20 protein-coding genes are annotated in these 25,237 nt (G+C 36.7%); 14 read left to right on the top strand and 6 right to left on the bottom strand.

Annotated elements, in window-relative coordinates; translation table 11 throughout:
* From LQ201_RS01525 to LQ201_RS01515, 3 genes are all read left to right on the top strand, one after another.
* A complete protein-coding gene (locus LQ201_RS01525) occupies positions 1-1,689 on the top strand; it encodes a restriction endonuclease subunit S (RefSeq protein ID WP_230144006.1) in 1,689 nt (562 codons plus the stop codon).
* Complete coding sequence (locus tag LQ201_RS01520; protein WP_230144007.1) at positions 1,686-3,386, top strand: restriction system-associated AAA family ATPase; 1,701 nt, start codon at positions 1,686-1,688, stop codon at positions 3,384-3,386. The genes LQ201_RS01525 and LQ201_RS01520 overlap by 4 nt, the downstream gene beginning before the upstream one ends.
* A 62-nt stretch (positions 3,387-3,448) precedes the next feature.
* The gene (locus tag LQ201_RS01515) at positions 3,449-4,504 is read left to right on the top strand and encodes a hypothetical protein (protein WP_230144009.1); all 1,056 of its coding nucleotides are present in this window, start codon (positions 3,449-3,451) and stop codon (positions 4,502-4,504) included.
* Between the two features lie 430 nt (positions 4,505-4,934).
* Here the strand turns inward: LQ201_RS01515 and LQ201_RS01510 are convergent, their stop codons facing one another.
* Together LQ201_RS01510 and LQ201_RS01505 are read right to left on the bottom strand one after the other, a co-directional pair.
* Positions 4,935-5,573, bottom strand: coding sequence for a hypothetical protein (locus LQ201_RS01510; protein ID WP_230144010.1), 639 nt, complete (start codon positions 5,571-5,573; stop codon positions 4,935-4,937).
* A gap of 476 nt (positions 5,574-6,049) precedes the next feature.
* Positions 6,050-6,373 (bottom strand): nuclear transport factor 2 family protein, encoded by a 324-nt coding sequence (locus tag LQ201_RS01505; RefSeq protein WP_230144012.1) that lies wholly within the window; start codon positions 6,371-6,373, stop codon positions 6,050-6,052.
* A gap of 139 nt (positions 6,374-6,512) precedes the next feature.
* Between LQ201_RS01505 and LQ201_RS01500 the strand changes: the two genes are divergently transcribed.
* On the top strand, positions 6,513-6,878 hold the full coding sequence (locus LQ201_RS01500; RefSeq protein ID WP_230144013.1) for a helix-turn-helix domain-containing protein: 366 nt from the start codon (positions 6,513-6,515) through the stop codon (positions 6,876-6,878).
* A gap of 99 nt (positions 6,879-6,977) precedes the next feature.
* On the opposite strand, the gene LQ201_RS01495 is transcribed toward LQ201_RS01500, so the two are convergent.
* Complete coding sequence (locus tag LQ201_RS01495) at positions 6,978-7,772, bottom strand: SDR family oxidoreductase (RefSeq protein WP_230144014.1); 795 nt, start codon at positions 7,770-7,772, stop codon at positions 6,978-6,980.
* 347 nt (positions 7,773-8,119) lie between these two features.
* On the opposite strand from LQ201_RS01495, the gene LQ201_RS01490 reads away from it, so the two are divergent.
* The 4 genes from LQ201_RS01490 to LQ201_RS01475 all read left to right on the top strand — a co-directional run bounded on the left by LQ201_RS01490 (position 8,120) and on the right by LQ201_RS01475 (position 11,616).
* Positions 8,120-9,028, top strand: a complete 909-nt coding sequence (locus LQ201_RS01490) for an alpha/beta fold hydrolase (protein ID WP_230144015.1) — start codon at positions 8,120-8,122, stop codon at positions 9,026-9,028.
* A gap of 120 nt (positions 9,029-9,148) precedes the next feature.
* Positions 9,149-10,021 (top strand): helix-turn-helix domain-containing protein, encoded by an 873-nt coding sequence (locus LQ201_RS01485; protein ID WP_230144016.1) that lies wholly within the window; start codon positions 9,149-9,151, stop codon positions 10,019-10,021.
* Between the two features lie 93 nt (positions 10,022-10,114).
* Entirely contained in the window at positions 10,115-10,864 is a 750-nt protein-coding gene (locus LQ201_RS01480; protein WP_230144017.1) for a hypothetical protein, read from the top strand.
* A gap of 128 nt (positions 10,865-10,992) precedes the next feature.
* Positions 10,993-11,616 (top strand): response regulator transcription factor, encoded by a 624-nt coding sequence (locus LQ201_RS01475; RefSeq protein ID WP_230144018.1) that lies wholly within the window; start codon positions 10,993-10,995, stop codon positions 11,614-11,616.
* 70 nt (positions 11,617-11,686) lie between these two features.
* Here LQ201_RS01475 and LQ201_RS01470 read toward each other — a convergent pair whose 3' ends face one another.
* On the bottom strand, positions 11,687-13,678 hold the full coding sequence (locus LQ201_RS01470; RefSeq protein ID WP_230144019.1) for a sensor histidine kinase: 1,992 nt from the start codon (positions 13,676-13,678) through the stop codon (positions 11,687-11,689).
* 433 nt (positions 13,679-14,111) lie between these two features.
* Between LQ201_RS01470 and LQ201_RS01465 the strand changes: the two genes are divergently transcribed.
* From LQ201_RS01465 to LQ201_RS01445, 5 genes are all read left to right on the top strand, one after another.
* On the top strand, positions 14,112-14,720 hold the full coding sequence (locus LQ201_RS01465) for a hypothetical protein (protein WP_230144020.1): 609 nt from the start codon (positions 14,112-14,114) through the stop codon (positions 14,718-14,720).
* A gap of 13 nt (positions 14,721-14,733) precedes the next feature.
* Positions 14,734-15,495, top strand: a complete 762-nt coding sequence (locus LQ201_RS01460; protein ID WP_230144021.1) for a leucine-rich repeat domain-containing protein — start codon at positions 14,734-14,736, stop codon at positions 15,493-15,495.
* 394 nt (positions 15,496-15,889) lie between these two features.
* Positions 15,890-17,419 (top strand): reverse transcriptase family protein, encoded by a 1,530-nt coding sequence (locus LQ201_RS01455; protein WP_230144022.1) that lies wholly within the window; start codon positions 15,890-15,892, stop codon positions 17,417-17,419.
* Positions 17,420-17,430: 11 nt separating this feature from the next.
* Positions 17,431-20,772: a hypothetical protein gene (locus LQ201_RS01450; RefSeq protein ID WP_230144023.1), complete on the top strand. Its 3,342-nt coding sequence runs from the start codon at positions 17,431-17,433 to the stop codon at positions 20,770-20,772.
* Positions 20,756-22,414, top strand: coding sequence for a hypothetical protein (locus LQ201_RS01445; RefSeq protein ID WP_230144024.1), 1,659 nt, complete (start codon positions 20,756-20,758; stop codon positions 22,412-22,414). Before LQ201_RS01450 ends, LQ201_RS01445 begins: the two co-directional genes overlap by 17 nt.
* 212 nt (positions 22,415-22,626) lie before the next feature.
* Here the strand turns inward: LQ201_RS01445 and LQ201_RS01440 are convergent, their stop codons facing one another.
* A complete protein-coding gene (locus LQ201_RS01440) occupies positions 22,627-23,529 on the bottom strand; it encodes a DMT family transporter (RefSeq protein ID WP_230144025.1) in 903 nt (300 codons plus the stop codon).
* Positions 23,529-24,074, bottom strand: coding sequence for a GNAT family N-acetyltransferase (locus LQ201_RS01435; RefSeq protein WP_230144026.1), 546 nt, complete (start codon positions 24,072-24,074; stop codon positions 23,529-23,531). Before LQ201_RS01435 ends, LQ201_RS01440 begins: the two co-directional genes overlap by 1 nt.
* Before the next feature lie 72 nt (positions 24,075-24,146).
* On the opposite strand from LQ201_RS01435, the gene LQ201_RS01430 reads away from it, so the two are divergent.
* The gene (locus tag LQ201_RS01430; RefSeq protein WP_230144027.1) at positions 24,147-25,007 is read left to right on the top strand and encodes a LysR family transcriptional regulator; all 861 of its coding nucleotides are present in this window, start codon (positions 24,147-24,149) and stop codon (positions 25,005-25,007) included.
* The last annotated feature ends 230 nt before the right edge of the window (positions 25,008-25,237 follow it).

Below are 25,237 nucleotides of genomic sequence, written 5' to 3'. Positions count from 1 at the left end.
ATGCCAGACAAGGAGTATAGCATAAGCGAGTTAATCAAGACAGGCGGTCTATTTAACGATGGAGATTGGATAGAAAGTAAAGATCAAGATCCTAATGGAGAGGTAAGGTTGATACAATTAGGTGATATTGGAGACGGAGTGTTTATTGATAAATCTGATCGCTATTTATCATTTGAAAAAGCAAACGAATTGAAATGTACTTTTTTACGGAAAGGTGATATTCTCATTGCTCGTATGCCTGATCCAATAGGCAGATCATGTGTTTTTCCTGGGTTTGAATATCCATGTGTTACAGTGGTAGATGTCGCAATAATTCGACCTAACAATCCCTCGGTTTATAACGATTGGCTAAAATATAAGCTGAATAGTCCCTATTTCCGACACTTGTTAAAGGAATACACTAATGGGACTACTCGGACTAGAATATCACGGAAAAATTTAAACAAAATTAAGTTTCGGCTTCCGATCTTCGATGATCAGGTGAGGACAGCAGTTATGCTGGAAAAGAGTGAAGATCTTATTAAAAAACGGATTAAATCGATCGATAGCTTTGATGAGCTTATACAAGCTCAATTCTGGAAAATGTTCGGTGATACAGCTTTAAATGATAGAAACTTTATTACTAAACCATTGTCTGTTATCACATCAAAAATTGGAAGTGGTACAACGCCCAGAGGTGGAAAGGAAGTCTATCTTCAAGAGGGAAGAAATTGTTTTCTTAGAAGTCAGAATATTAGGATGTTTGAAATAGATTTCGACTCTGCATTATATTTGACTGAACAGACGCACAAGAAAATGAAGAATTCTTGGGTCAAATATGGAGATGTACTCTTAACCATTACTGGAGCTTCAATTGGCAGGGTAGCTTGGTATCAACTGGAAGATGACGTTGCCAATGTTAATCAACATGTTTGCATAATTCGACCTATTATTTCAGAAGTAAATCCTGTTTATTTAAGTTATTGCATTGGTCAGAGCAACTATCAACAAAAGATACTCAGTAGAAACGTTGGTGGAACACGTCAGGCTTTTAACTTTTCGCAGATTAATAATTTTGAGATACCACTTCCATCAATCGACGAGCAAAACAGATTTCAATCTTTTGTTTCTGTCGTTCAAGAGTTAAAGCTAAAATCAAAAGAATATCTAAATGAACTAAAGGAACTAACTAATGCCCTGGCTGAAAGAGCATTCAATGGCGAACTTAATCTGGAAAAAATTGAATTGAAGAAAAGTTCAATTGTTTCATATTCTGCCTTCGAAGACAGACCAGAACTTTCACTAGCTGCGATTAAAAGTCTAAGTAAACATATTACTAGCAATGTTCCAACGATAGAGCCATCATCTGATAGTCAACATATAAATAATAAGATTCAGTTACTGAAATATGAAAAACATTTAACCGGCAAAATCCCCCTTGACATAGATTATCTAAAGTATTTAATTAAATTGAAATTCCGATTAGCTTTTCGAGCCGAAACGTTACATAAATTTTTGTTAAAGGAGCAGATTGAGCATTCTTATGATGTCCTAGTAAATCTTGTTTTTGAAATGTTAAAGGGAAAAAAACCGTTTTTAAAGCAGATATATTATACAGAGAGTGTCTTGACGATTGGACATTCTGAAGATTTGGAATTAATTGAAGTTAAGGGAGTGGGTTTACATATTATCTTATCAGATCATCAATGAAATTAATACGACTTAAGCTTTGTAGCGACTTTCGAGGTATCAAAAAAGATTTTGAGATTGATTTTTTTAATGTAAACACAAATAGAAATCCTGCAGATTTTAACCCATATTGCTTTGTAGGTCGAAATGGAAGTGGTAAATCCAACGTTCTAGAAGCAATATCTAATATATTCTATCACATTGAATGTATTTACCTTAATTATAAGCCAAGGGGATTTGAAAAGACCCCAAAAAGTATTAAGGGATTTGATGCGACACAATGCTCGCCTGACGCTTTTGAACTGGAATATTTAATACCCGTCAATTGGAACAGAAATAAGGATAGGATAGGAGTCGAAGATTTAAATTGGCAAAGTAAAAACTATGCTCAAATAAGAGTTACAAAAGTTATCGGAGAACGTCCATTGCTGGAAATAGTAAATTATGAGTTTTACAAAGGCATTGATCGATATCCAGATCGAATACTTGCAAAACAAATTTTGCCTGAAATAATTATTGGATACTCCTCTGGTGAAAATGAGGTGCTAAGCCTTCCTTTCTTTAAGATGAGATTTATTCACTTTGATGAATATTCTGATATCTTGACTAAACGTTATGATTATCAAAGGCCTGAGGGACGAATGATTTACGTTGATAATCAATATTCACAAACCATTTTACTCGCGAATTTTTTAATGCAGGATAAAAAATATCTTAAGCCATTCACGGATCCGATCAATGGAATAGGTATTTTGGGCATCGAACAAGCCAGAATAATTTTACAAAAACATGTTTACCAAAAATATAAGAATGAAGTAATTGAAACTTTTTCTACTGAGGACCAGGCTGACAAGTTTAAATCGCAAGTGGAATTGAGTACGCTAGTTAGGCCAGCAATTGATAGATTAATAAAATGTTGCACAATTCACCATGAAGATGAAGAGAATCTCGTTTTGGACTTTTGGGTAGATGAATCACTAAAGACAGCTTTTAAAAATGAATTTGCATCACCTTTAGATCTTTTTAGAACATTTCAAGTGTTGCATACTTTAAATTTATACGATGTTCCTTACCAAACCAAAAATGACATTTATAACTCTAATAGTTTGTATGTAAATGAAACTGTACCTGTCCTCCCTTCGCACAAACGCGTATTTAGGATCAAAGATTTTACAGTCTACAAAAGGGGCGCTGAAAAAACTTTACTGACTAAATCATTGTCCGATGGAGAACATCAGTTTCTTCATACGATGGGTATCTGTTTGCTTCTAAGAGAATCTAATGCATTGTTTTTGCTCGACGAACCAGAGACTCATTTCAACCCCGATTGGCGCTCTAAATTTGTAAGTACTTTAAAATCATGTTTTAAAATAGATAGAAGTTCTTTAAGAGATATTTTAATTACTACGCATTCGCCATTTATCGTATCTGATTGTAAGCAAGACAATGTTAAATGGTTTGTAAGAGAAAATAGGTCTGGGCCTAAGGAAGTCAATATTAATACCTATGGTACCTCCATAATTAAGTTAATGAATGAGTTTTTTGGAAAAAATAGACAGATTGCTGACTTATCTTGGAATGAAATGTTGCAAGATCTCAGATCGGAAAATGTTAATGAATTGAACGAATCTTTATCCAAATTTGGAGACTCTTTTGAAAAAAATATGATAGTGCAAAAGTTGAATAAAATAATTATCGACAAAGGGTTAGAAAAATGATATATGCGTTAAAATATACTTCACATCCAATAGAGAGGGTAAACCAAGTAATGTACCTCTTCTTGGAAAGATCTATACCAAATGGAGTATATTCTCATGCATTATTCCCCGATTGGTTTAAAGAAGTATTAGCATTGTCTCAGGCCAAAGACGGAAATTTAAGTTTCGACGACAAATTTAGGATTGTTTTCGACGCTATTCAAGGACTTTCAATGCAAAGAAGAATTGATTTGTTTGATGAATTTAAGGTCGGCTTGGATATAAGATCAATATGTACAGATACACAGCTCCCTGTTATTTTAACAGAGCTATATTCAAATGAATTGCATAGTGCACTAAATATTTTGAAAGATCATTTTTATGGGGTGGCATTAAGCACAAATAAAACAATTCAGAGTCAGTTAAAAACAACTCTTTTAGACCATTATCAAACCTTCAAGAACACGAACAACAGCGGCAGAGTCTGCCCATTCTGTGGCCTTCATGAATACTCATTGCTCGAAGGAGAATCTAAGGATGATTATGATCACTGGTTGTACAAAGCGAAATACCCAATATATTCTGTGAATTTTTCAAATCTAGTACCGATGTGTGGTAAATGCAATCAAACAGGTGTTAAAGGGGTGGCAGACGTTCTATATAATAAAACAACCGGTCTACGCCGCAGGTCGTTTTATCCCTACGACGACAATGCAGGAATCGATGTCAAGGTGGCAAATTTTAATCCCGTTTCTTCTCTGCCTGATGAAGAAAAAAGTAAATATCCCTATGGGTATTTCAATTTAGCTATATCCCACAATGCCTTGGGTGAAAGTGATCAAGTTCAAACTTGGATAGATGTGTTTAATATCCAAGTTCGGTACAACAGTTATTTAAGTCTTTATTATAACGGACTGCAAACTGAATTTCATGAACAATATTTACCAGACCACCCAGAAATTATTTTAACTAATAACTTAGAACAATTAAGGACAATCGTATCTTCTTTTAGAAGTCAACTTGGAAACTTGAAGAGAAGGACTGGCGTAGAAATCGACAAGGCCTATTTAGATTTTATTTGTAAAGACGAAAACTCATATATGTTGTTTACATTTTGTAATATCGTTTTGACGGTGTAGTTCAGAAAGTCTTTAACATTGACTTCCTATACTTCGAAGATGTAGCGCACTAGTAAACCATCAAGGATGATTCATCGTGGATTTCTCACATTTTAATTTATATAGATAACTGCAGTTTTTTAACTATTCAGACTTCCCATTAATATCACTTCTCAAGTTGACTGAGTTTTTTTGCACAAATTTTCTTCTACCTTGGGATTTATATGGAATGTTCCTATTCCTTTTTAGAAAATTAAAACGTAGTTGAGCTTTAGCAAATAGTTTTTAAATATGCCAGCTTTTCTGATCTAAGATAATCTTGTCAAGGTAGCGCGTTCTTTTACAAGACTTAATTTTTTTATCGTCGAACACTCAATATAGGCTATATGAGCAATATAAAGCCCTCACAATCCGCAAGGGCTTAAATTTAAATTATCAATTTCATTTTACCTCACTCAAAACTTCCTCTTTCATCAACACTATAACTGTAAATTACCATATATTCGGTTCCGTTCTTTAGAAAATACCCAATAGGCGTATCTCCTTTTTCAAAATAGGCTGATTTACTTTCGAATGGAATACCGCAAAGCACAGTATTAGGCTCTATTTGATGATAAACAACATCATTTCTAGTGCCTGCAATAGCGATTAATGTTGATAAATTTTTACTCGATCCTTTTTGGTTATATTTTGGATGGTGCGGATGCTGATTGGCCGATACCCAGTCACCGGGTGCCATCGGTTTATAAAATTTGCCTAAAGGGATATCGAACCTGCGTGGTAAAAAACAAGAAGCTATGGTTCCATTGGTGGTAATGGTTCCGGTTTCTATAAAGAAATGGGTAATCTGAATCCAGTGCCTGGTGAGCTGGTATACATATTCCCTTATGGAATTTTGTCCATCTTCTAAAAATTCTGCCCAACCGGTGTAGCGTGGCAATGTCATCATGATTTCAGAAACATTACCATCAATATGATGTAAGGTAGCCTTTACCCCGCAAATGGCAGGTAATACATTCATGTTGGCTGATTCAGCTGCAACCTGAGCAGGGAGCTGTGTGTTTTGGTTTTTACTTTTGGTAGTTCGCATAACCGTAAAATAAAGTATCCTGGTCGCTGCGAACTACCAAATAACTCTTCACAGAGAAATTGAAAATGTGGGGCTACCACTCGACCAGGAATATTGTTAAAGAAATTTAATTGATTTTAGCTCTGTGTTTAAGTGAATGATGATGTTAATTAGTAATTCGCATCAGCAATTTAGAAACAATATTTTAAACCACAAAGAAAATTATTAATTAATTCCCGGTTGCTGCAAACCGCCAATTAGATTATTGAAAAATTAATTGGTGCATCATGTTGAGGGATAATTAATTGCATAAAATCAAACATCAATGACAGCGTTTTAAAGGGATAAAATAACCCGCGGTACTGTTGTTACAGTAAAGCTTTTTCTGTCTTATCCTGAAATAGCTTGTCATTAAAAACAACAATAGCAATGCTGCAAAATATGTAAAGCTAATATTGCAGCATTGCTAGAATTTTACAGGCTCTGGATGTTTAGCGTTAGCCGGTAATTTTAAGCGATTGAATTAAACCCTGTTGAAGAACGAGGTTAAAGTTAAGAATGACCGGGCTACCTGGAAATGTTCCCGAAATCTCACCTGTAAATACCGAACCCTTTTCATCTTCCTTATAACTAACCGGTTTTAAAGTAGCTTGATATTGTTGGTTCGAATTTTCAATCCATTTTTGAATTGCTGCCCTTCCAATATGGTTCTTCCCTTCGTCGAATACTTCGGCATTTTCTGAAAAAAGTGATGAATAAGCTACAGCATCATGGCTGTTTTGCGCTTCGATTAGGTCTGTTATAAAATTTGGTAAGTTCATGATATTTGTTTTTAGATTTAACTTATTGTTGTACAAATTTCGGTGGTACTGGCGTGATGCACAAGTAGGGCATTACGATTCGGATAGGGAAAAATTTATCCGTATTGTTTCATTAATGGCCTGCATGTATCTTTGTTAGATGTACGAGAAAAAAACTTTTCCCAATTTAAACTGTGGCCTTGATTTAGTTGGAGAGGTGCTTTATGGCAAATGGAAAATTCGGTTATTGTGGTTTATCAATGAGGGGTATTTGCGCCCGAGCGAGCTGCAACGTAAAATACCAGATGCAAGTCGAAGGGTAATCAATATTCAGTTAAAGGAACTCGAGGACCATGAATTGGTTATCAGAACAATCTATCCGGTGATGCCACCAAAGGTAGAGTATTCGCTTACTGCTTTTGGCAAAACCTTGATCCCGGTGATCGCTGCTATTGGAAATTGGGGAGATGAATATCAGGACAGTTTGAAGCGTGTGATTCTGAAAGGATATCCGCAGTTAGCCTGATTTTTTCTGAGTGAGTGCTAGCTAAATTATGCCCAGGTTGATTTCGGTCAGTATTTTAAACTCATTCCAAATGCAACCCAGGCTGGTATTGTTATAATTTTAAATGGTGGGTATGGTACCTCCATCAATTACAAATTCGGTTCCGGTAAGGTAACTTGCCCTTGGCGAAACAAGAAACCCAACCATTTCTGCAACATCTTCTGGCATGGCAGGTCGGCCGTATGGAATGCCGCCAAGTGCATCCATTACACTTTGTGTGGCCTGTTCTATCGAAATTGCTTTGGTTTGCGATATGCGTTCCATCATTCTCTTTGAGCTGTCTGTCATGATCCAGCCCGGTGAAACCGTTAAAACCCGAATTCCTTTTGGAGCAACTTCGTTAGAAAGTCCTTTGCTGTAATTGATCAGTCCGGCCTTCGCTGCCGCATAGGGTAGTGTGCTTTCATATAATGGAAGTTTACCTTGAATAGATGCGATATGGATTACCACACCTGTTTTTTGTCTGATCATTTGCGGCAAAAATGCCCTGTCTAATCTTACTGGCGCCAAAAGATTGGTTTGCAATGTTTCTTCCCAATGTTCATCGGTTAAATTAGCAAAACCACCCGCCGGCGTTTCTGAACCACCAAGGCTATTGATCAGGATATCGAGCCTGCCAAATTTCGATAATACCGCTGTTACTACTTTTGCTGTTCCAGCAGACTTGCTCAGGTCTGCCGAAATAAAATACAGCTTTTCATTGGGCTCTTCAGGCAGGTTTCTTGCAGTAATGATTACTTGTGCCCCGGCTGCCAGTAACCTTTCGGCAATTGCTTTTCCGGCGCCTTTGGTTCCACCTGTTACCATGGCAATCTTGCCAGATAGTTCGTTGTTGAAATTAAATTCCCTTTCCATTGTATATATTTTTATACAAAATTCAGGTATACTATAGTTTCCTACAAGTACGGTATTACGATTCAGATCGCGTAAAATTTATCCCTATGCAATTGGCATTTCCGTAATTACTTTAACTAAATGTTCCCGGGATATTTGCTTTGGTATTATTAAGTATGATAGGTGGGATAGGGTAAAAATCCAATCATTCGTTGGTAATGGATTAGAATAAGTATCATAAATATCCTTTGAGGGAAAAATGTACAAGATTGTTGTCTGTTTATCCATTCCCTGGGCCTGGCGTTCTCCCCATCTTTGTATGGTCAACAAACAACAAATATTTCAAACATTAATTTTAAAAAATAACAATGAAAAATCTAATCTTAACCGCAAGTGTGATCATCACTTTATTAACAAACCAATTCGCTTTTTCACAAAGCAAAAGAGTCCCAGCTTCAGCCGGAAGGGCGGAATATATCGAAGTTGAGCCAGGTGTAAAACTTCACGTAACCGATCTTGGTGAAGGCCAACCCATTGTATTGATCCACGGATGGCCACTTAGCGATGAAATGTACCAATATCAATATCAGTACCTGGTAAGGAAAGGTTTCAGGGTAATCGGCATTACACTACGTGGTTTCGGTAAATCTGATAAACCTTATGGAAAGTATAATTTCGATGTTTTTTCTGATGACATTTATGCCGTTCTCCATACCTTAAAAATAGAAAATGCTGTACTGGGTGGCTTTTCTATGGGTGGTGCCGTTACCATTCATTATGTAAACAAGTATAAATCTGCACATGTGAGCAAACTGGCACTATTTGCGGCAGCTGCTCCATCATGGAAACAACGTGCAGATTACAGCTACGGAATATCTGAGGAAGGTGCTGCCGGACTGATCAAACAAACCCTGACCAACAGGGAAGAGCTGATAGGTGGATTAGGTGCAGCATTTGCGGCCAAAGGTACCACACTTCAAAAAAATACAGAGCAATGGCTTGAAAATATCAACTTATCTGCAAGTCCATATGTAGTTACTGAATCAATTAGTGCCCTTGGCGATCTGGATTTGCGTCCGGTGCTTAAGAATATAACCATCCCTGTAGCCATATTTCAGGGTACAAAAGATCAACTGATTGATTTTACCCTGGCTGAGCAATTGCATAAAGGCTTAAAAAACTCATACATCGTGAAATTTGAGAACAGCGGACACGCACTTTTTGTGGAAGAGATGGATAAATTCAACTCAGCGCTGGAGCAGTTTGCCAAAAAATAATTATAAGATAAGATTACTTGCAGGTTTAAATGCCCGCAGGTAATTTTTGCTTTAACCAAATATTGAAATCGTCACCAATAATGGTAATTTTATTTTTTAATCTATTTTATTAACCCTTTCATGAAACAAAGCATTTTTGATGTAAACCTTAAAACCATCGGCATGGTAAATGTTGATTTAGAAAGTATTGAGGCCATCAATTCTGAAGCATACAAATCTTATATCAAGGTGCTTTATCTTAATAAAGGATTTGAAATAAAAGTGGATTTCAACGTTTACCACACTACCAGTCCAACTTTATTCTTTATCAGCCCAAATCAGGTACTCAGCATCGAAAAACTTGGCGAGCAATCAGGTCGCCTGGTGTTCTATAACCGCGATTTCTATTGTATCCAGTTGCATGATGAAGAAGTTGCCTGCGATGGACTCCTGTTCAATAACATCAATAATATGCCAATGACGGTGATACCCCAGCAGGATACCACATTTATTGAATACCTGTTTTCCAGGATCGAGGATGAATTTGAATTGAAAGACGGATCGCTGGAAGAAATGATCAGGACTTACCTTAAACAGCTTTTAATTAAGTCTACCCGGTTATGGAAGGTGCAACACCTGGAAGGGGTGATGGCCGCCAGACCGAACAATGATCTTGAGTTTTTTAGGAAGTTTACCCAATTGGTCGAAGCGAACTTTAAAGAAAAACATCATGTTGCCGATTACGCCGATCTGCTGGTGATAGCCCCCAAAACCCTTACGCATAGGTTCAAGCGGCTTAAGCTTCCTCAGCCGAACGAGATCATCAAAAACAGGATTATCCTGGAGGCAAAAAGATTGCTTATACATACAGACAGAACGGCAAAGGAGATTGCCTATACCCTTGGTTATGACGATCCTGCCTATTTCAGCAGATTGTTTTTTATCAAGACTGGTGAACCTCCATCTGGTTTTAGATCTAAATACCTAAGTATACACGAACCAAAACAGATTTAATCTTCAATGATCTTTTTATGTCATCGAATAAAAATAGGGCACTTTTGTTAGGCATTGCGGCAGCGTTAAAAGAAAAAAATCAAATAATTAAACATGAAAACTAAGCTTATTGTATTGGTGGCCACCCTTATTTTAACATCGGTGAAAACCTTTGCCGGTTGGTACAATATTTACAATTACACGGGGTTAATCGACAGGTATCCGGTTACTTTATCTTTTCAGGTAAAAGAGGGCTATTTTGGCGAACCTGCAAAAAAACACTATAATGTTATTGGGGTCTATAAATACGATAAAGTTAATCATCCCATCAGGCTTGAGGGCGTTTTTACCCAAAGTACCCAAGAGCTTAAAATTTATGAAATTGGGACTAATGACAGGATTTCTGCCACTTTTCACCTTAATTTTTCACCTCAGCAGCTCACAGGTAGCTGGAGCCGTGGTAAAAGTAAACTGAAGGTAAACCTGCGGCTTGTAAACAGACTCAGTGATCGCTCAGATGAAGCGTTCGATAATATCCAGATCCTTCAGTTTCCGTCTTTGCAGCATTATTATTTTATCGGTGTTTATGCTAAAAAGAGCAAATCTACCGAAGCACACATGCGCGAATTAAAGATCATCAATAAGGAAACTAATAAAACCTTTCAGATCCTTAATTTTGAACCTATCGAAACGCCCACAGGCAATGTCATGACCATAATTTATGATAACATTACGACGGGGAAGGGCAATGATTTTTTGATTTCCAATCAGATTGGCAGGGTTGGGGGATACCTTAACGTGAATTTTAATGTAAAGAACAAACAGTTTGTTCTAAATCCTGAACCGGTTGCAGAAGGAGGGTAAAGGTTGAAAAATGCAATGCTTTTAATTCGTGCCTATTGGTGTATTCTGATATTTTAGTTGATGATATTAGATGATAAAGAATATTCTGCTAGCGTGGTTATTTAATGGTATTAGCCAATTGATTTAAAATGATTAAAGTAATTATTATAGACGACCATCCCATTGTATCTGACGGATTGAAAAACCTGCTTACTAACCGCGATGATATGGAGGTAATAGCCTGTTACGATACCGGACAGACAGGTTTGGAGGGGATAAACAATTTAAAGCCAAATGTGGTATTGCTTGATATTAGCCTGCCAGATATAAGCGGCGTAGAAATATGCAAACAGGTACGAAAGACCGATAAGCAAGTTGGGATTATTGCGCTGAGTATGCATAACGAACGGCCTGTAATTAAAAGCGTTTTACAAAGTGGTGCAAATGGTTATGTTCTTAAAAATTCTGTAGGTCAAGAGATCATATTGGCCATTCAGACCATTTTAAGTGGCCAGAAATACCTGTGCGCCAAATCGAAAGAGATTATGTACAGCCCCCAAAAAGGCAATCTGGTAGAAATACCACACATTACCCGTAGAGAAAAAGAAGTACTGGAGCTGGTAGGCAAAGGGCTAACCACAGGGCAAATAGCCACACACTTGTTTATCAGTCCTCATACGGTAGAGAGCCACCGTAAAAATCTGATCGAAAAATTTGAAGTGGCCAGTATGTCGGCAGTGGTAAACCGAGCTATAAAGTATGGATTGATATAATGAAAAAACTTTTTATAAGATAGATAACGACTAGAAAATTGTTTATGTTAAAGATCTAAGCAAATAGCCGTTAAGTAGTAACATTCAATTCTATGTTAATAGAAGTACCTGGTTTATTTTCAGCTGATAAAATTTCCATTTCACCATCTAAATAGGCTACCCTGTTTTTTATATTCTGAATGCCCATACCTTTAGTTAAATAGTTGGGATCAAAACCTTTGCCATCATCTTCTATGGTAATATAAAATATATTATCGTTTTGAGAGCACTGCAACAAAATGTGTTTTGCCTCTGCGTGCTTAATAGCATTATGCATTGCTTCTTGTATAATGCGGTATATACTAATTTGCTGTTGTGGCAAAAATGCACGTTTAGCGCCCAGGTATTTAAAATCAATGTTCAGTTTTTCAGAAGCTAACGATGCGCACAAGTCCCTTAATGACTCCTCCAGCCCAAATTTGAGCAACATTTCTGGCATCATGTCGTGCGCTATCCTGCGCAGTTCATTTATCGAACCTTCCATCTGATCCATGATCTGGTACAGTTCAGGATCATCGTTGTTTTTCTTTTTTGTGGCGTAATGCGAAAGATTGATCTTGATTCCCGCAAGCGTTCCGCCCAATCCATCGTGCAAATCGCGGGCAACCCTGTTCTGTTCCTCTTCTTTGGCATTTAACATGGCCTGAACAATTTTAATTTTTTGCCTGCGGTTAAAATCTTCTATTTGTTGCTGGTGGTTTAAATCTTTTTGTATCGTTAATTTTTTACTGCTCCTATAAAAAAGCCACCCCAAAATGGCAACGATCAATAAAAACAAACAAGCTATACCAAATAACCAGCTTAACAACTTGCTGTTTTTTGCTGATAGGTTTGCTTTTTCATTTTCGGCATTAAGGGCAATTATTTTTTTCTCTTTTTCTGCTGTTTTAAATTTCACTTCAAGTGCACTTATTTTGTGTTCAACCTCCCGGGTATTTATACTATCCTTTAATTTACTATATTTTTTAAGCCAGGCATAGGCCATTTTACTGTTGCCTATTCGATTATATGTTTCTGATAGCCCTAGGTAATAAGTCAAGTAATCTTTTGAAAATTTATAGGTAGGCTTATTTTTTACAAGACCTTGCATGACTGTTAAAGCTTTTTCATACGCTCCCGTAGCCATAAATACCTCGTATATCCGCAAAGAAAAATTCCGCTCCAGGTAATTTTCTTTTTCTTTCGAAGCAAGCGATTTGCCCTTTGTGAGCGATTGTAATGCTTTTGTATATACTTTGGTTATGGTATAGTACATTCCCTCTACTTCGTAATAATCCATATAATTTCTAGGGTTTCGCGTTTTAGGTAATAGCGCTGTAGCTTTGTTTAATAACTTCTTTGCGAGTGTTATTTTATTTTGATACAAACAATTTTTGGTGTAGCTTATATATTCCTGATATTGATCTTCGATGTTTAAAAGACGGTTTTTCTCTAGCAGTGAAATTGCCAATCGGTGATATTTTTCTGCTTTTTCATATTGCCCCCATTCCATAAATATCATCGCTATATTGTGATAATTTACAGCTAGATATCTGGTGTCGTCTACTCTTTTTAACAAAGGAATAATTTCATTTATGAGAATATTAATAGAAGATATTGAATTGTCTTTTATGTCTATTTCTAAAATGGAAAGATGTGTCCAGCATCGGCTTCTGAACAGAAATGCATCTTGATTATCGAATTTCGATAATTGTTTCTCAGCCTCAATATAGTATGGTTCACTTTTTTGCGGATTAATGGCAAAATAATATCCGGCTAAATAATAATGGTAAAGTGCTTTAACATAAGGATATTTATCTCCATATTTTGAACCTTTTGCAAGGAAGTTTTTAGATTTTAAGGTATCCCTGTCTGACCAATAATCTGATAAAAGGAATAGTGAACGCGCTTTTACGCTATCAGATTTGGTGTTTGCCGAAAGTTTTAACAAACTATCCGGGTAGCGTACATCGGTTATGGGCAATTGCGCAAATGATAGGTGAACGCAAACCATAAACAAACAGTATAGAGCGGTTTTTTTCATTAAAAGCACATAGATGATGAGTATCAAACATAGCTAAAACTATACAATTCAGCTATAATACCTGATAAACTTTTCTACTGTGCATTTCAAAACAAACATGGCAATAAAATCAAATATCCCCGAAATCAGGGATAAATACAGACAATGTTCCAGTTTAACTTTGGGTATTATATTGGAAGATTATAAATTAAAAAAATGCCTGTAAAACCGTTGATTTAACAAAAACAAAACGAGTTTATCTATAAACGGTAAGTAAAGTCTTAATTGAATAAAAAAGCATAAACAAAGTTAATAACCGTCTCTTAATCGCCCCCCGGTAAAACCTGGATAAATTTTTAGCAAGTTATCCGGGTTTTTCGCTTATCGAATCGAGATAATATATTATTATCAGCTACTGAAATTTACATAATGAGGCAAATAAAATTTTGAAAAAATGATGAACAAAAGAATACCAAAAATATTGCTGGTTGAAATGTTGCTTTTATGTTGTAGCATGATGGGCTATGCACAGAAAACCCCGGAATGGGTACTTCCTGCTACTCCTTTTAATGAAGCAGAAACGGCCAGATTGATGGAAAAAGGAACGTCTACCATACAGGGAACAGCCACATTGAAGAAAAAAGGAAAAGATAATTTTGGTGTTAAAGGGAGCCAGATCTTGCTATTCCCGGTAACACCTTATTTTACTGAATTTTTGGAGCTGAAGAAAAAATTTAATAGCCGTAGAAAACAGGCCACTATGAGTCCTGTTGCATTTACTTACCGGGTAGAAGGCAGATTTTTGGATGATAAGGGAACGTTTCAGTTTACCAACCTGAAACCAGGAAAGTATTATGCAATTAGCTGGATAGCCTTTGCCAGGCAAAAAACAGTTGCTGTTCAAACCGGCACAAGCACTTCTTATAATGTTTATGGATATGCTTTAGGCTCGTCGCCAATTTATGAAGATCAGCATTACGACGTTTTTATTGAAAATGAAGTACGTGGCTTTGTTGAGGTTAAAGAAGCTGGCGCAGTGGTAAATGTAATAGTGAGCAATTAAATTGAGAAAAATAATGAAGAAAAAATATGTGTATTGTTACCTCATCATTATAGGGGTGATCATACCTTTTGGTGCTTTTGCCCAAACGATAAAAATTCCGGATCCGAATTTTAAGAAGAAATTAATTGTTCAGGGTATAGATCTTAATGGAGACGGCGAAATTCAGCTTAATGAAGCACTAAAAGCAACTAAGCTCAGTTTAGACCAGGCAGGTATCAGTTCATTGGTAGGCATTAAAAGTTTCACAAACCTAAAAGAGCTAAGCTTTTGGAATAACCAGGTACAGATACTGGATCTGGAAGGAATGAAAAACCTGGAAAATATTTTTGGCTACAACAACCAGATTCAGCGCGTTAACCTTAAGGGATTGATAAACCTCAAAAATTTATACATCCATCAGAATCAAATCAGTGTAATAGATTTTACAGGACTGCAAAAGCTCGAAGATATAAACATGCTACAAAATGCACTTAGTAAAGTGAGCATTTCAAATCTTCCAAAACTTGTGCATATTGAGTTTCAAAAAAACAGGCTAACCGAGTTTAAAGTAACAGGGTGTCCTGCGGTAAAACTGATCAGGTTAGCTGAAAATCAATTGACAAAATTAGATTTTAGTAAGTTTAAAGATCTTGAAGAATTGTCCCTAAGAGATAACCCTCTGGTTGAGCTCGATATATACGGCTTAAGAAAACTTAAAGAGTTAGATTGTTCATACACCCTTTTAACCAATGTTAATATGAGTGGAACCGTAAGTTTAGGCAGAATGGAATGGTAAAATTTCTCGCATCAAATCTGATTTCTTCCCTTAAAAACACCTCCTTATCGTAAAAATAAAATTTGAGATTAACTTATAAATTAGTTTCAAAATCGAAATATTTATTTCTATATTGCCCGTGGATTTAAAAAATACCTTGCTTTTTCTGAATAAGAAAATGGTGATGTTTCGTCATCGATGAACTAATATTTGACACTCGGCACTACCTGCAATCTTTATGGGGAGAACACGTACTATACGTACGGTTTCGGTTCCATACTCCACGAGTTTAACCGTACGTATAGTACATGTTCTCTGGAGTTGATTGATATAGTCCTATGAAAATACGAAGGATTTTAAATTCGGGCCCTGTTTTATAAAAAAGACAGGGCTTTTTAACTAAATCAAGCTCCAAATGGCAGAAAAACTGAGCCGACAACAAATCTACGACCGTATTCGGGCTACCTCTAAAGAAAGTTATATCCTTGAAGAAATGCAGCGCCTTGGTTTTTGGGAATCTTCTAATACGCCAAGTTTACCAGAAGTTTTAATTAAACGGGAACTTGTTGCAAACCAAGAGCTGAACAATCTTTTGGCGCAGGATCGTAAATACCAGAATCAAGAGGCCATGCTAAAAGAAATGCGTAAAGCACGCATGAAATTGGCAAAGGATAAACGAGCATTAACCAAGCAAAAAAACAAACAAAAGAAAGATGATAAGGCTGCAAACTGGCTGAATATTCAGCAACAGCAGATTATTTATTTGGGCGATGGGGTTTCAGGTGGCTTAAACCAAACGGAATCTGATGTAGAAACTTTACAGAAATTTAATCTGCCGGTTTTTAATCAAATTGTCGATTTTGCATCAGCCATTGGTGCAGATTTATCCACTTTACGATACTTGCTCTATCAAAGAAAAGTTTCCCGGATCAATCATTACCATACTTTCGAAATTCCTAAAAAAACAGGTGGGAAAAGGCTGATATCAGCACCAAAATCCAGATTAAAAGCTTTGCAACTCTGGGTATTGGAGCACATTTTGAACCGTATTGAAATTAATGATCATGTTCATGGCTTTATCAAAGAACGCTCCATCATCAGCAATGCGCAGCCACATCTCGAAAAAGACATTGTTATTAATGTCGATTTAAAAGATTTCTTTCCAAGCATTAGTTACAAACGCGTAAAGGGGTTATTCCATAAATTGGGCTACTCAGAACAACTTGCTACTGTGTTTGGCCTAATTTGTACCCATGCAGAAACAGAACATGTAGAAATGGATGGCGTATCTTATTACGTGCAAAAAGGAGATCGCGTGCTACCGCAAGGTTCTCCTGCGAGTCCGGCAATTAGCAATTTAATCGCATTTAAACTTGATAAGAAAATTACAGGATTAGCATCGAAATTCAACTTTGTTTATACCCGATATGCTGATGATTTAAGTTTTTCAACAACAAAAGAGAACGAAAAAAATATTGCCAGTTTATTGTTTTTTCTCAAAAAGATCATAGAATCAGAAGGTTTTACCATGCACCCTGCCAAAACGCATATCATGCGAAAAGGCAATCTGCAAAAGGTTACCGGAATTGTTGTAAATGAAAAATTAAATGTTCAGCGGGATCAACTGCGCAAATTTAGAGCGCTTTTGCACAACATAGAATCACATGGCTGGAACGGACAGAAATGGGGTAATGCTAAAAACCTGATTAATGCTGTAGAGGGTTACATCAATTTCGTGAAAATGGTAAATAAGAGCAAGGCTGCTGCTTTTAAAGTTCAGCTCGAAAATATTGTTGCTAAACATGGTTATCCGGCTATCGAGAAAGAGCTTGTTGAAGTTGAAATTGAAACTATTGTAGCTGAAATAGTGACTGAAGTTAAATTAGAAACTCCCATAAAACCATCAAATGATGCCAAACAGTACGATTGGTGGAATATTCTTTAAACGTTTTGTATATGAAACTCATTAAACAAAGTAAATTATTTTTTAAAGAAGGGAAATCTGATAAGGTATATGAGATTGATCTTTGCGAGCTTTCTGCAAACGAATGCTTAGTGAATTTTAGATACGGTAGAAGAGGAAGTACACTTAAAGAAGGAACTAAAACACCTGCTGCATTACCTTTAGCTAATGCTGAAGTACTTTTTGCAGAATTGGAAAACGAAAAACGCAAAAAAGGTTATCAGACCGAAACGGAAGTATTTATGGAACTCCCATCCTTAGATGCGGTTGAGCCTGATACTTTAAATGGTACAATTTTGCAGCGCCTGCAAGATGCTGTAGTTGGTAGAAACAGTTTCAGAACCGAATGGAAAACCAGTCGGGTAATTTGGAAAGCCGGCATGTTAAACGTGCAAGAGGCTATTCCGTTTATCATCAAGCTGGCAACAAGAGGGAACGAAATGCAAACTTACGCGGCCTTATATGCGTTAACAAAATTAAATGCGGTTACAGCCGGGCCACTGTTTATAGCTTTGGCTAATAATATTAAGCAAAAAAGTCATATTGTAAACATGGCTTTTGAGGGGCTCCTGACGATTACTAGGGATGCTGAGCAGCAAAAGATTATTAATCTGCTATTAGAGAAGCTACCTGCAGAAATAAGATATGCTGTAGAAACAGATGATTTAGATTTGCTTAAGGCTACTTTAGATCAAAATTTAAAAGATAAAGAGGTAGATTATTTTACCACTCTTTATTTATTATGCAAAGTGCAGCCAACTTTATTGCCCATACTTAATAGTATATTGAAAGCCTGCCCGTACAAACCACCGTTTTTTAAACACCTAAGGGCAATTTATAAGCTGGCGCAATTAAGAAACGATGTAACAACTTTGGCTATTTTATTTTATGGCTTCGAGAAACAACCCGCTATGTTTAGGCGAACATATTCGCTTGATTCTAATTACAGGCAATATTTAACAGCTATAGACCTCACAGTTAAGGTAGGTGCAGAGCTTAAAAATAAAGATAGTAAGCTCGCATTTTCGCAATACACTAAAACCTATTTTCAGAAAAATGCAGTCGAATTTCTTAAAAATACTGGGGCAACTAATGATGCATCTGCATATTTAAAACTTGCAGTTAATACTTTACTGCAGTATAAAGAAAAAGATTATTCTATTGCTGAAGAGAAGCCATTAAGCGAATATGGGCGGTATAATTATAAAACGAAACAATACGCTTATGTAATTGTCAATTATCCCGAATGTTCGGAATCATTACTGCTTTCTACCATCCTTTTTGGGAATGATCCGAAGCGCCAATTGCAATCTAATTTAAGGTTTATAATCAACAGTAGAACGGTAACCAGCCCTGATTATTATTACAACGCGGCCAATGTTCGAGCGGTAGCTGCCAGATCAAATACAGGTTTTAACAGTGACAACGGTGTTTCAGTAATTGATGCGGCTAAGAATATTTTTAAAAGCTTATTTGGTAAGAAAAATGTAATACCACCACCTTTGCCAGTGGTTGAGCAAGATACTACTCCAAAAACAGAGGTGAAAAGTGTGCCCCGTTTGGAGCTGTACCCCGAGCTTTGGGATGCTATGCCTCAAGCTTATATACAATTGTTGATGCAAGCTGAGATGGATAGAATACATCTTTTTGCTTACGAAAGGTTAACTGCTCATCCACAATACGAAGAGATTATTCAGCGTTTTGATGAACGTTCGATTTTGCAATTACTAAATAGTAAATTCGATTTGCCAAATCAGTTCGGATTTGAAATACTGAAAAACGGAGAAAGCAAGCTTGCTCAAAACCCTGTTTTTGTTGCCGAAATATTGGCTTGCAATAGTAGAAACGCCAGGCTTTGGGCGCAAGAATTGGTTAGCCGAAATATCGAACTGTATTTTAATGATATTGAATTTTTGTTGATTGTGCTATTCAACGCCCAAGAGGAAAGCAAAAATTGGATCAATGAAACATTGCAGAAATACCTGTTTTCTGAGGATAGGAAACAGGCTGTTTTAGGTAAAGTAATTACCGAACTGCTTCATTTTGAAAATACAGACGACAACAATCTTCAAGCTAAAAATGCTATTGATCGTTTAGCTTTGTTTGCTGAAACGCAAATGGAAAGATTGAGCTGGAATATTGTAGAGCAGTTAATATCATCGGGATTAAATGCCAATAAAATTTTGGCGACGAAAATATTACTGCATAAGGTTAAAAAGGTTTCTCCAACGGAAATTCCGATCTCTTTAACAAAAATGTTATTGCTTAGTGAATTTCCTGAAGTTCGCGATGGTGGTATCGAGCTGTTAAATCAATACCCTGAGCATTTTATTGTTGAAAATATCCAATTGTTACTCAGTCTCATTGATAGTAGCGATGAGAAAGTTTTGGATGCTGTATTTAAAATTATCGGGAAGCTATTTGCTCATCAATCCGAAATTGGGAATGCTATTGTGCCACATTTTGCTTATGCTTTGATGCGTAAAGAGAAGTTTGAAGGTGCACATACGAGGTTAAGCGAATTTTTACTGCAAAATTTAAAGCAATATTGGAGCAGTGGCTTACAACCGAAAGATATTACAAAACTGATTCATGCCCAGTACCGGATTAGTCAGTTGGCAGGGTATGAAATCCTGAAAGCTTATGGTAACCCGGATCGTTTTTCTTTGCGGCAGATTATTTCTTTTGGTAGTCATGAAATCCTTGCCATCCGCCAATGGAGCTGGAATTATTTCAAGCAACATGTATCACGAATCAGAGCGGAAAGGAATCAGTCACTTTACCTGTTAGATTCGAAATGGGACGATACCAGGGCTTTTGCATTTCATTTTTTTAAAACTGAGTTTATTGAAGCAGATTGGGACCCGGATACTTTAATTGGAATTGTAGATTCGATCAGGCCAGATGTTGAAAGCTTTGGCAAGGAAATGATTACCCGGTTTTTCAATGTAGAACATGCCTTAGATTATTTAACGAAATTAAGCGAGCATCCAAGTGTAAATGTTCAGGCTTTTGTAAGTAGCTACCTATCCATGTACGCTAAAGATAAACCTGATTTGCTGCGGGAGTTAACGTTTTATTTCCGTTCGGCACTTACCCGTGTTAACAAAGGTAGGGTTGCTAAGGATCGTATTTTTAACTTTCTACATCAGGAATCGATAAAGGATGTGGAAACTGCAATTTGGGCAATAAGTATTTTGGATGATGTTTCAGCCCAATCAACCATTCAGGATAAGGCTGTTTGCATCGATATTTTAACAAAAATTAAAACGCAATATCCTGATTTGGATATGCATCTCATCATCAAAAACGAAGCGCATGTTATTCAATTATAAATATAACGGAAATACTTCCATCAGTAATGATACGAATGAAACAGCAATGCGTTTTGCGCCTGATGCACTGCGTGATCCAACTTTTTTTGTTGGAAAATTAAATAAAAAGATTGCGTTTCGCGAGGCAATATCTGCATTGCATGATGTAGTTGTTTCCGACCTTCGTTACAAACCAAAAGATAAAGCTGAATATAAAGCCTGGGCAGAAGAACAGGAAAAACTTTGGTTAGGCGAATACATGGCTGGTTTCCAGATTGAACAGGTGAGAAATCGCATTGAAGAAATTAGAAATGATTTAAAGCAGATTTATCGGGAAAAAGATCGGGTACTAGGGCCATTTAACAAAGCAAAGAGTAGGTACTTCGATTACTTGTATAAAAATGATCGCGATGCATGGGTTGTTCTTGATCCTGTGATCACTGTCCATCCTGATGAGTTGTTTTTCGAATGTTTTAGTCAAGATGAGTCTTCATATGGCAAGCTAAGCTGTAACTATAATGTGTTTACAGAAATTAATGAATTTAAATGTGGTACGACCAATATTGATTACTCGGCAGAATTATATGGCGAATTTCAAAAAATAAGGGGTTATAAGGATACATCATTTAAAATTGATCCTTCGGGATTTGAGGCGAAAACCACTAACGAAGAGGTTTATAAAGAGGTTAAAATAGATTTACCAGATTCGTGGGTGAGGGGCTTTTTGCAGGTGAGTGCAGCAATGACTTTGCCCGCAACTGCATTCGAATTGCATCCGATGGATGTTTTTAGTCTTTGCCAATACTTACGCCGTTTTAAAGAAACTGCTGGGCCACGTGCTTTACGGTTTATTTTAGCGCCAGGCCAACCAGTACGCCTGGTTATTGAGCCTTGGTATGAAACCTTAACTTTCCATCGCTCTATTTACACCGGTTCGGAGGAAAAGACAATTAGAATTTGGGGCAGAAGAAGGTTGATGATTCTGGAACGTTTAATTCCGATTGCAAAAAGTTTTAAAGTTGTTTTATTGGGTTCTGGTTTGCCTTCTTTTTTTATGGCCGATTTAGGCGATATGACTTTTACGCTTGGATTATCAGGCTGGACAAATAACGATTGGAGCAGGGCCGGTAATTTCGACTTAATGGCACCTCGTGGAAATGTAGATATATTAACCAAACAACAGGTTTTTACTACTTTAAAAGAAACCTGGTTTGCATCGACAGCAGAAATAACAACAAAAACCGGACTAAGCGCTGCTGTGGTTTCGTCGGCGTTAACAGCTTACACGCAGGCGGGGCGTGTAATTTACGATTTGAAACAGGGTGTTTATCGTGTAAGAGAGCTAAGCCAGGAACCGCTTGATTTTACTGCTTTACGTTTTGGTAGCGAGCAAGAAAAAATTGCGAACGAATTTATAACGAAAGATCATGTGAAAATAGCCACCAAAATAGAAAATGATGTACTTGAAATAAAGGGTAAAGTGAAAACTAAAAACGAAACTTTTAGTACGCTGGCTTTGATTGATAAAGATCAGCGCTTAATTGAAGGTACCTGCGAATGCGCTTTTTATCTGAGCAATAAACTTAAGAAAGGACCTTGTGAGCACATTTTGGCAACCAGAATGATGTTGCAGAACAATGCGGTTAAAGTTGCAGCGAACTAAAAAGACAATTTTCCTTAAGGTGTATCTATAAGCTAGCAATAACAATTCCTAAAATCAGGTACCGCCTCTACAGATGCTCAATGATGTTAAGTTAGGCGTTTTTAACCACAGATGCACACAGATAAACACGGATTTTCATATCTGTGTGCATCCTTCCTATCTGTGGTTAAATTATTATTCTTGTGCCGAACTCCTAGCTTAATAAAATAAGCCTAATATTTTTTCTCCTTCGATACCTTAAGCATTGCAAATGGATTTGGCATTCGCCACTTCAGTTCGGAGATCAGTGTTGCCAGAAATATCATTCCGCCTCCAATCAATAACCTTGACGTAATTTCTTCTCCCAAAATAAAGTGTGCTGCGAAAGCGCCGAAAATAGGTTCGAAAAGATAGATGATGGATACCCTTTCGGCGCTAATGTACTTTTGAGAAATATTCGATATGGTGTACATATATGCCGTTGAAAATAGCGCACAAAAAATGATTCCAATCCAAAATGTTTCTTGCTGAGGAATCCAGGTGGCGTTTCCTTGAATAAATGTTAATAGAAAAGTTAATATGGCGCAAGTGGCAAACATAGGTACAATGGTAGGGATAATGTCGCCTGCTATCGATTCTTTTTCAATCTGGATTAAATATATGGCGAAACAAAAAGCGCCGACGATAGTGTATAAATCTCCGGTTCCAATGTTGAATTTATCAGTAACCGATATTACAAAAAGCCCAATTAGCGCTGTAAATGCCGCAATCCATATTTTTAGTGCTGCAGGTTTTCGATAAATAACAAGTTTAATCACCGGAATCATTACAACGGTTATTCCGGCTACAAATGAACATTGCGATGCCGATGTATGTGTGATACCCAGTGTTTGCAAATAAATGCCAAGTACCAGCGGAATAGCCAAACTTGCGCCAGTTTTAATAGCGGTCGAATCAAGCTTTTTTACATATTTCCAAAAAATAACCGATAGAACCATTGTGGCGAGTAAAAAACGGTAGAACAAAAACAAAACAGGTTGGTGCTGTCCGATAGCAAGCTTGGTAACAGAAAATGAAATTCCCCAGAACGCAGTACCCAGTATCAATAAAATCAAAAAGAGGTTTCTTTTTTCCATTAGGATACTTTTAATTCATGATCGTTAACCAATTCTTTTTTCATCATCAGATCTGTTTGTTCATCATCTCCAAGCCAAAACTTATGCTTGCCGAAAGGTGTAAAGCCATTTTTTTCATAAAATCTTAATGCCCTGTAATTTTCTTCCCATACGCCCAGCCATACATAACTGGCTTGCATTTCAAGCGCAATATCAATGGCCTTTTGATACAGTAGCTGGCCAACTCTCTGACCATAAAATGCTTTTAGAAGGTAAATACGCTCAATTTCAAGTGCATCAGGATCCAGTTTTTCGGTTTGTGCCTGCCCAATGTTGATCTTTAAATAGCCAATAACTTTTCCATCAAGCTGTGCAAAATAAAACTGAGAATCCTGATTACTCAGTTCCGCTTTCAGTTTTTCTTCCGAAAAGCCTTTTTCGAGGTAATCTTTCATGTTTTCCTCAGTGTTTACCTCCGCGAAAGCTTCAGAAAATGTTGTTCTCCCGATCTCCTGTAATTTGTTGATATCAGCCAGGGTTGCCCTTTCGATTATAATCTGCTCCATGGCACGAATGTAACAACTCTTTAAATGTAATAAAATGCTATTTTTTCATTTATTAATGCGTATTTTGCATTAATGGATCTTCAGCGAATCAAGTATTTTTTGGCCCTGGCAGAACAGCTTCATTATTGGAAAACAGCTGAAAAGGTAAATATCACGCAGTCAGCCCTAACCCGCCAAATTCAGTCGCTCGAAAATGAATTGGGTCTGCAGCTCTTCGAACGTAATAAGCGTAATGTGAAGCTCACTCCGGCGGGTAAATTCTTAAAAGAAAAATGGGAAGTCGAGTTAAGTGAGCTCGAATATATCCATCAGTTTGCAAAACAGATCTATTTAGGCGAGCGCGGGACCATTACCATTGCACATCCTGATTCAATATCGGCTTCTATCATGCCCGATATTTTGGCTAAGATAACGCAGGCATTTCCACAGCTTCAAATTAAGTTGGTACAGGTTTTATATGAAAATCAGCTGGATTTTCTAAAGAACTATAAAATTGATCTGGCCATTACGAGGGATATTACCAGTGAGCAGGGGATTAAATCAAAAAAAATCTACTCTGATCATCTGGCGCTGGTGGTTCCGTTAGCACATTCTTTTAAAAGATTTGAAGATTTATCTACGGAGCGCCTTAAAGCACAAAAATTTATCCTGCCCACTAAGGATGAGGGGAGTAGCTATAGCGAGATTATTCAGGCACTTTTCAAATCTTACGATTTTGTTCCTGATGTATTTCTACATTCAGAATTTGGATCTACAATTATTGCACTCGTACGCAAGGGATTGGGAATAGCCATTTTGCCTGATTCTTATATGCACCATCAAAGTCCTGGCTTACGGTTTATTCCCTTGCCTTTTAAAACCGATATATTGATTAATTGGCGTGCCGATGACCATAATCCTGTGCTTGCGAATATTTTAAAGCTTGTATTTTAGTGCTAAATAGATATTCTACATAATTTTTTGATAAAGTTTTGATACATATTTATTTACAATTATAGGGAAAAAGAATATTTATTGAAATATGATGAAAATACTTTAACTTTGATGAAAATTAGTCACTCTCAATAAGTAAGTAGAAATGAATAATAACAATTTAAATTGATCGTTGTTATTATTTTACACTTAAAAGAATTATCATGGGTAGCAATAACAATTCATACGGA

The organism is Pedobacter sp. Bi126 (genome assembly GCF_918698245.1).
Lineage (GTDB): Bacteria > Bacteroidota > Bacteroidia > Sphingobacteriales > Sphingobacteriaceae > Pedobacter.
The sequence above is the reverse complement of the archived record's forward strand: the minus strand, read 5'-3'. Positions and strand labels throughout refer to the sequence as shown.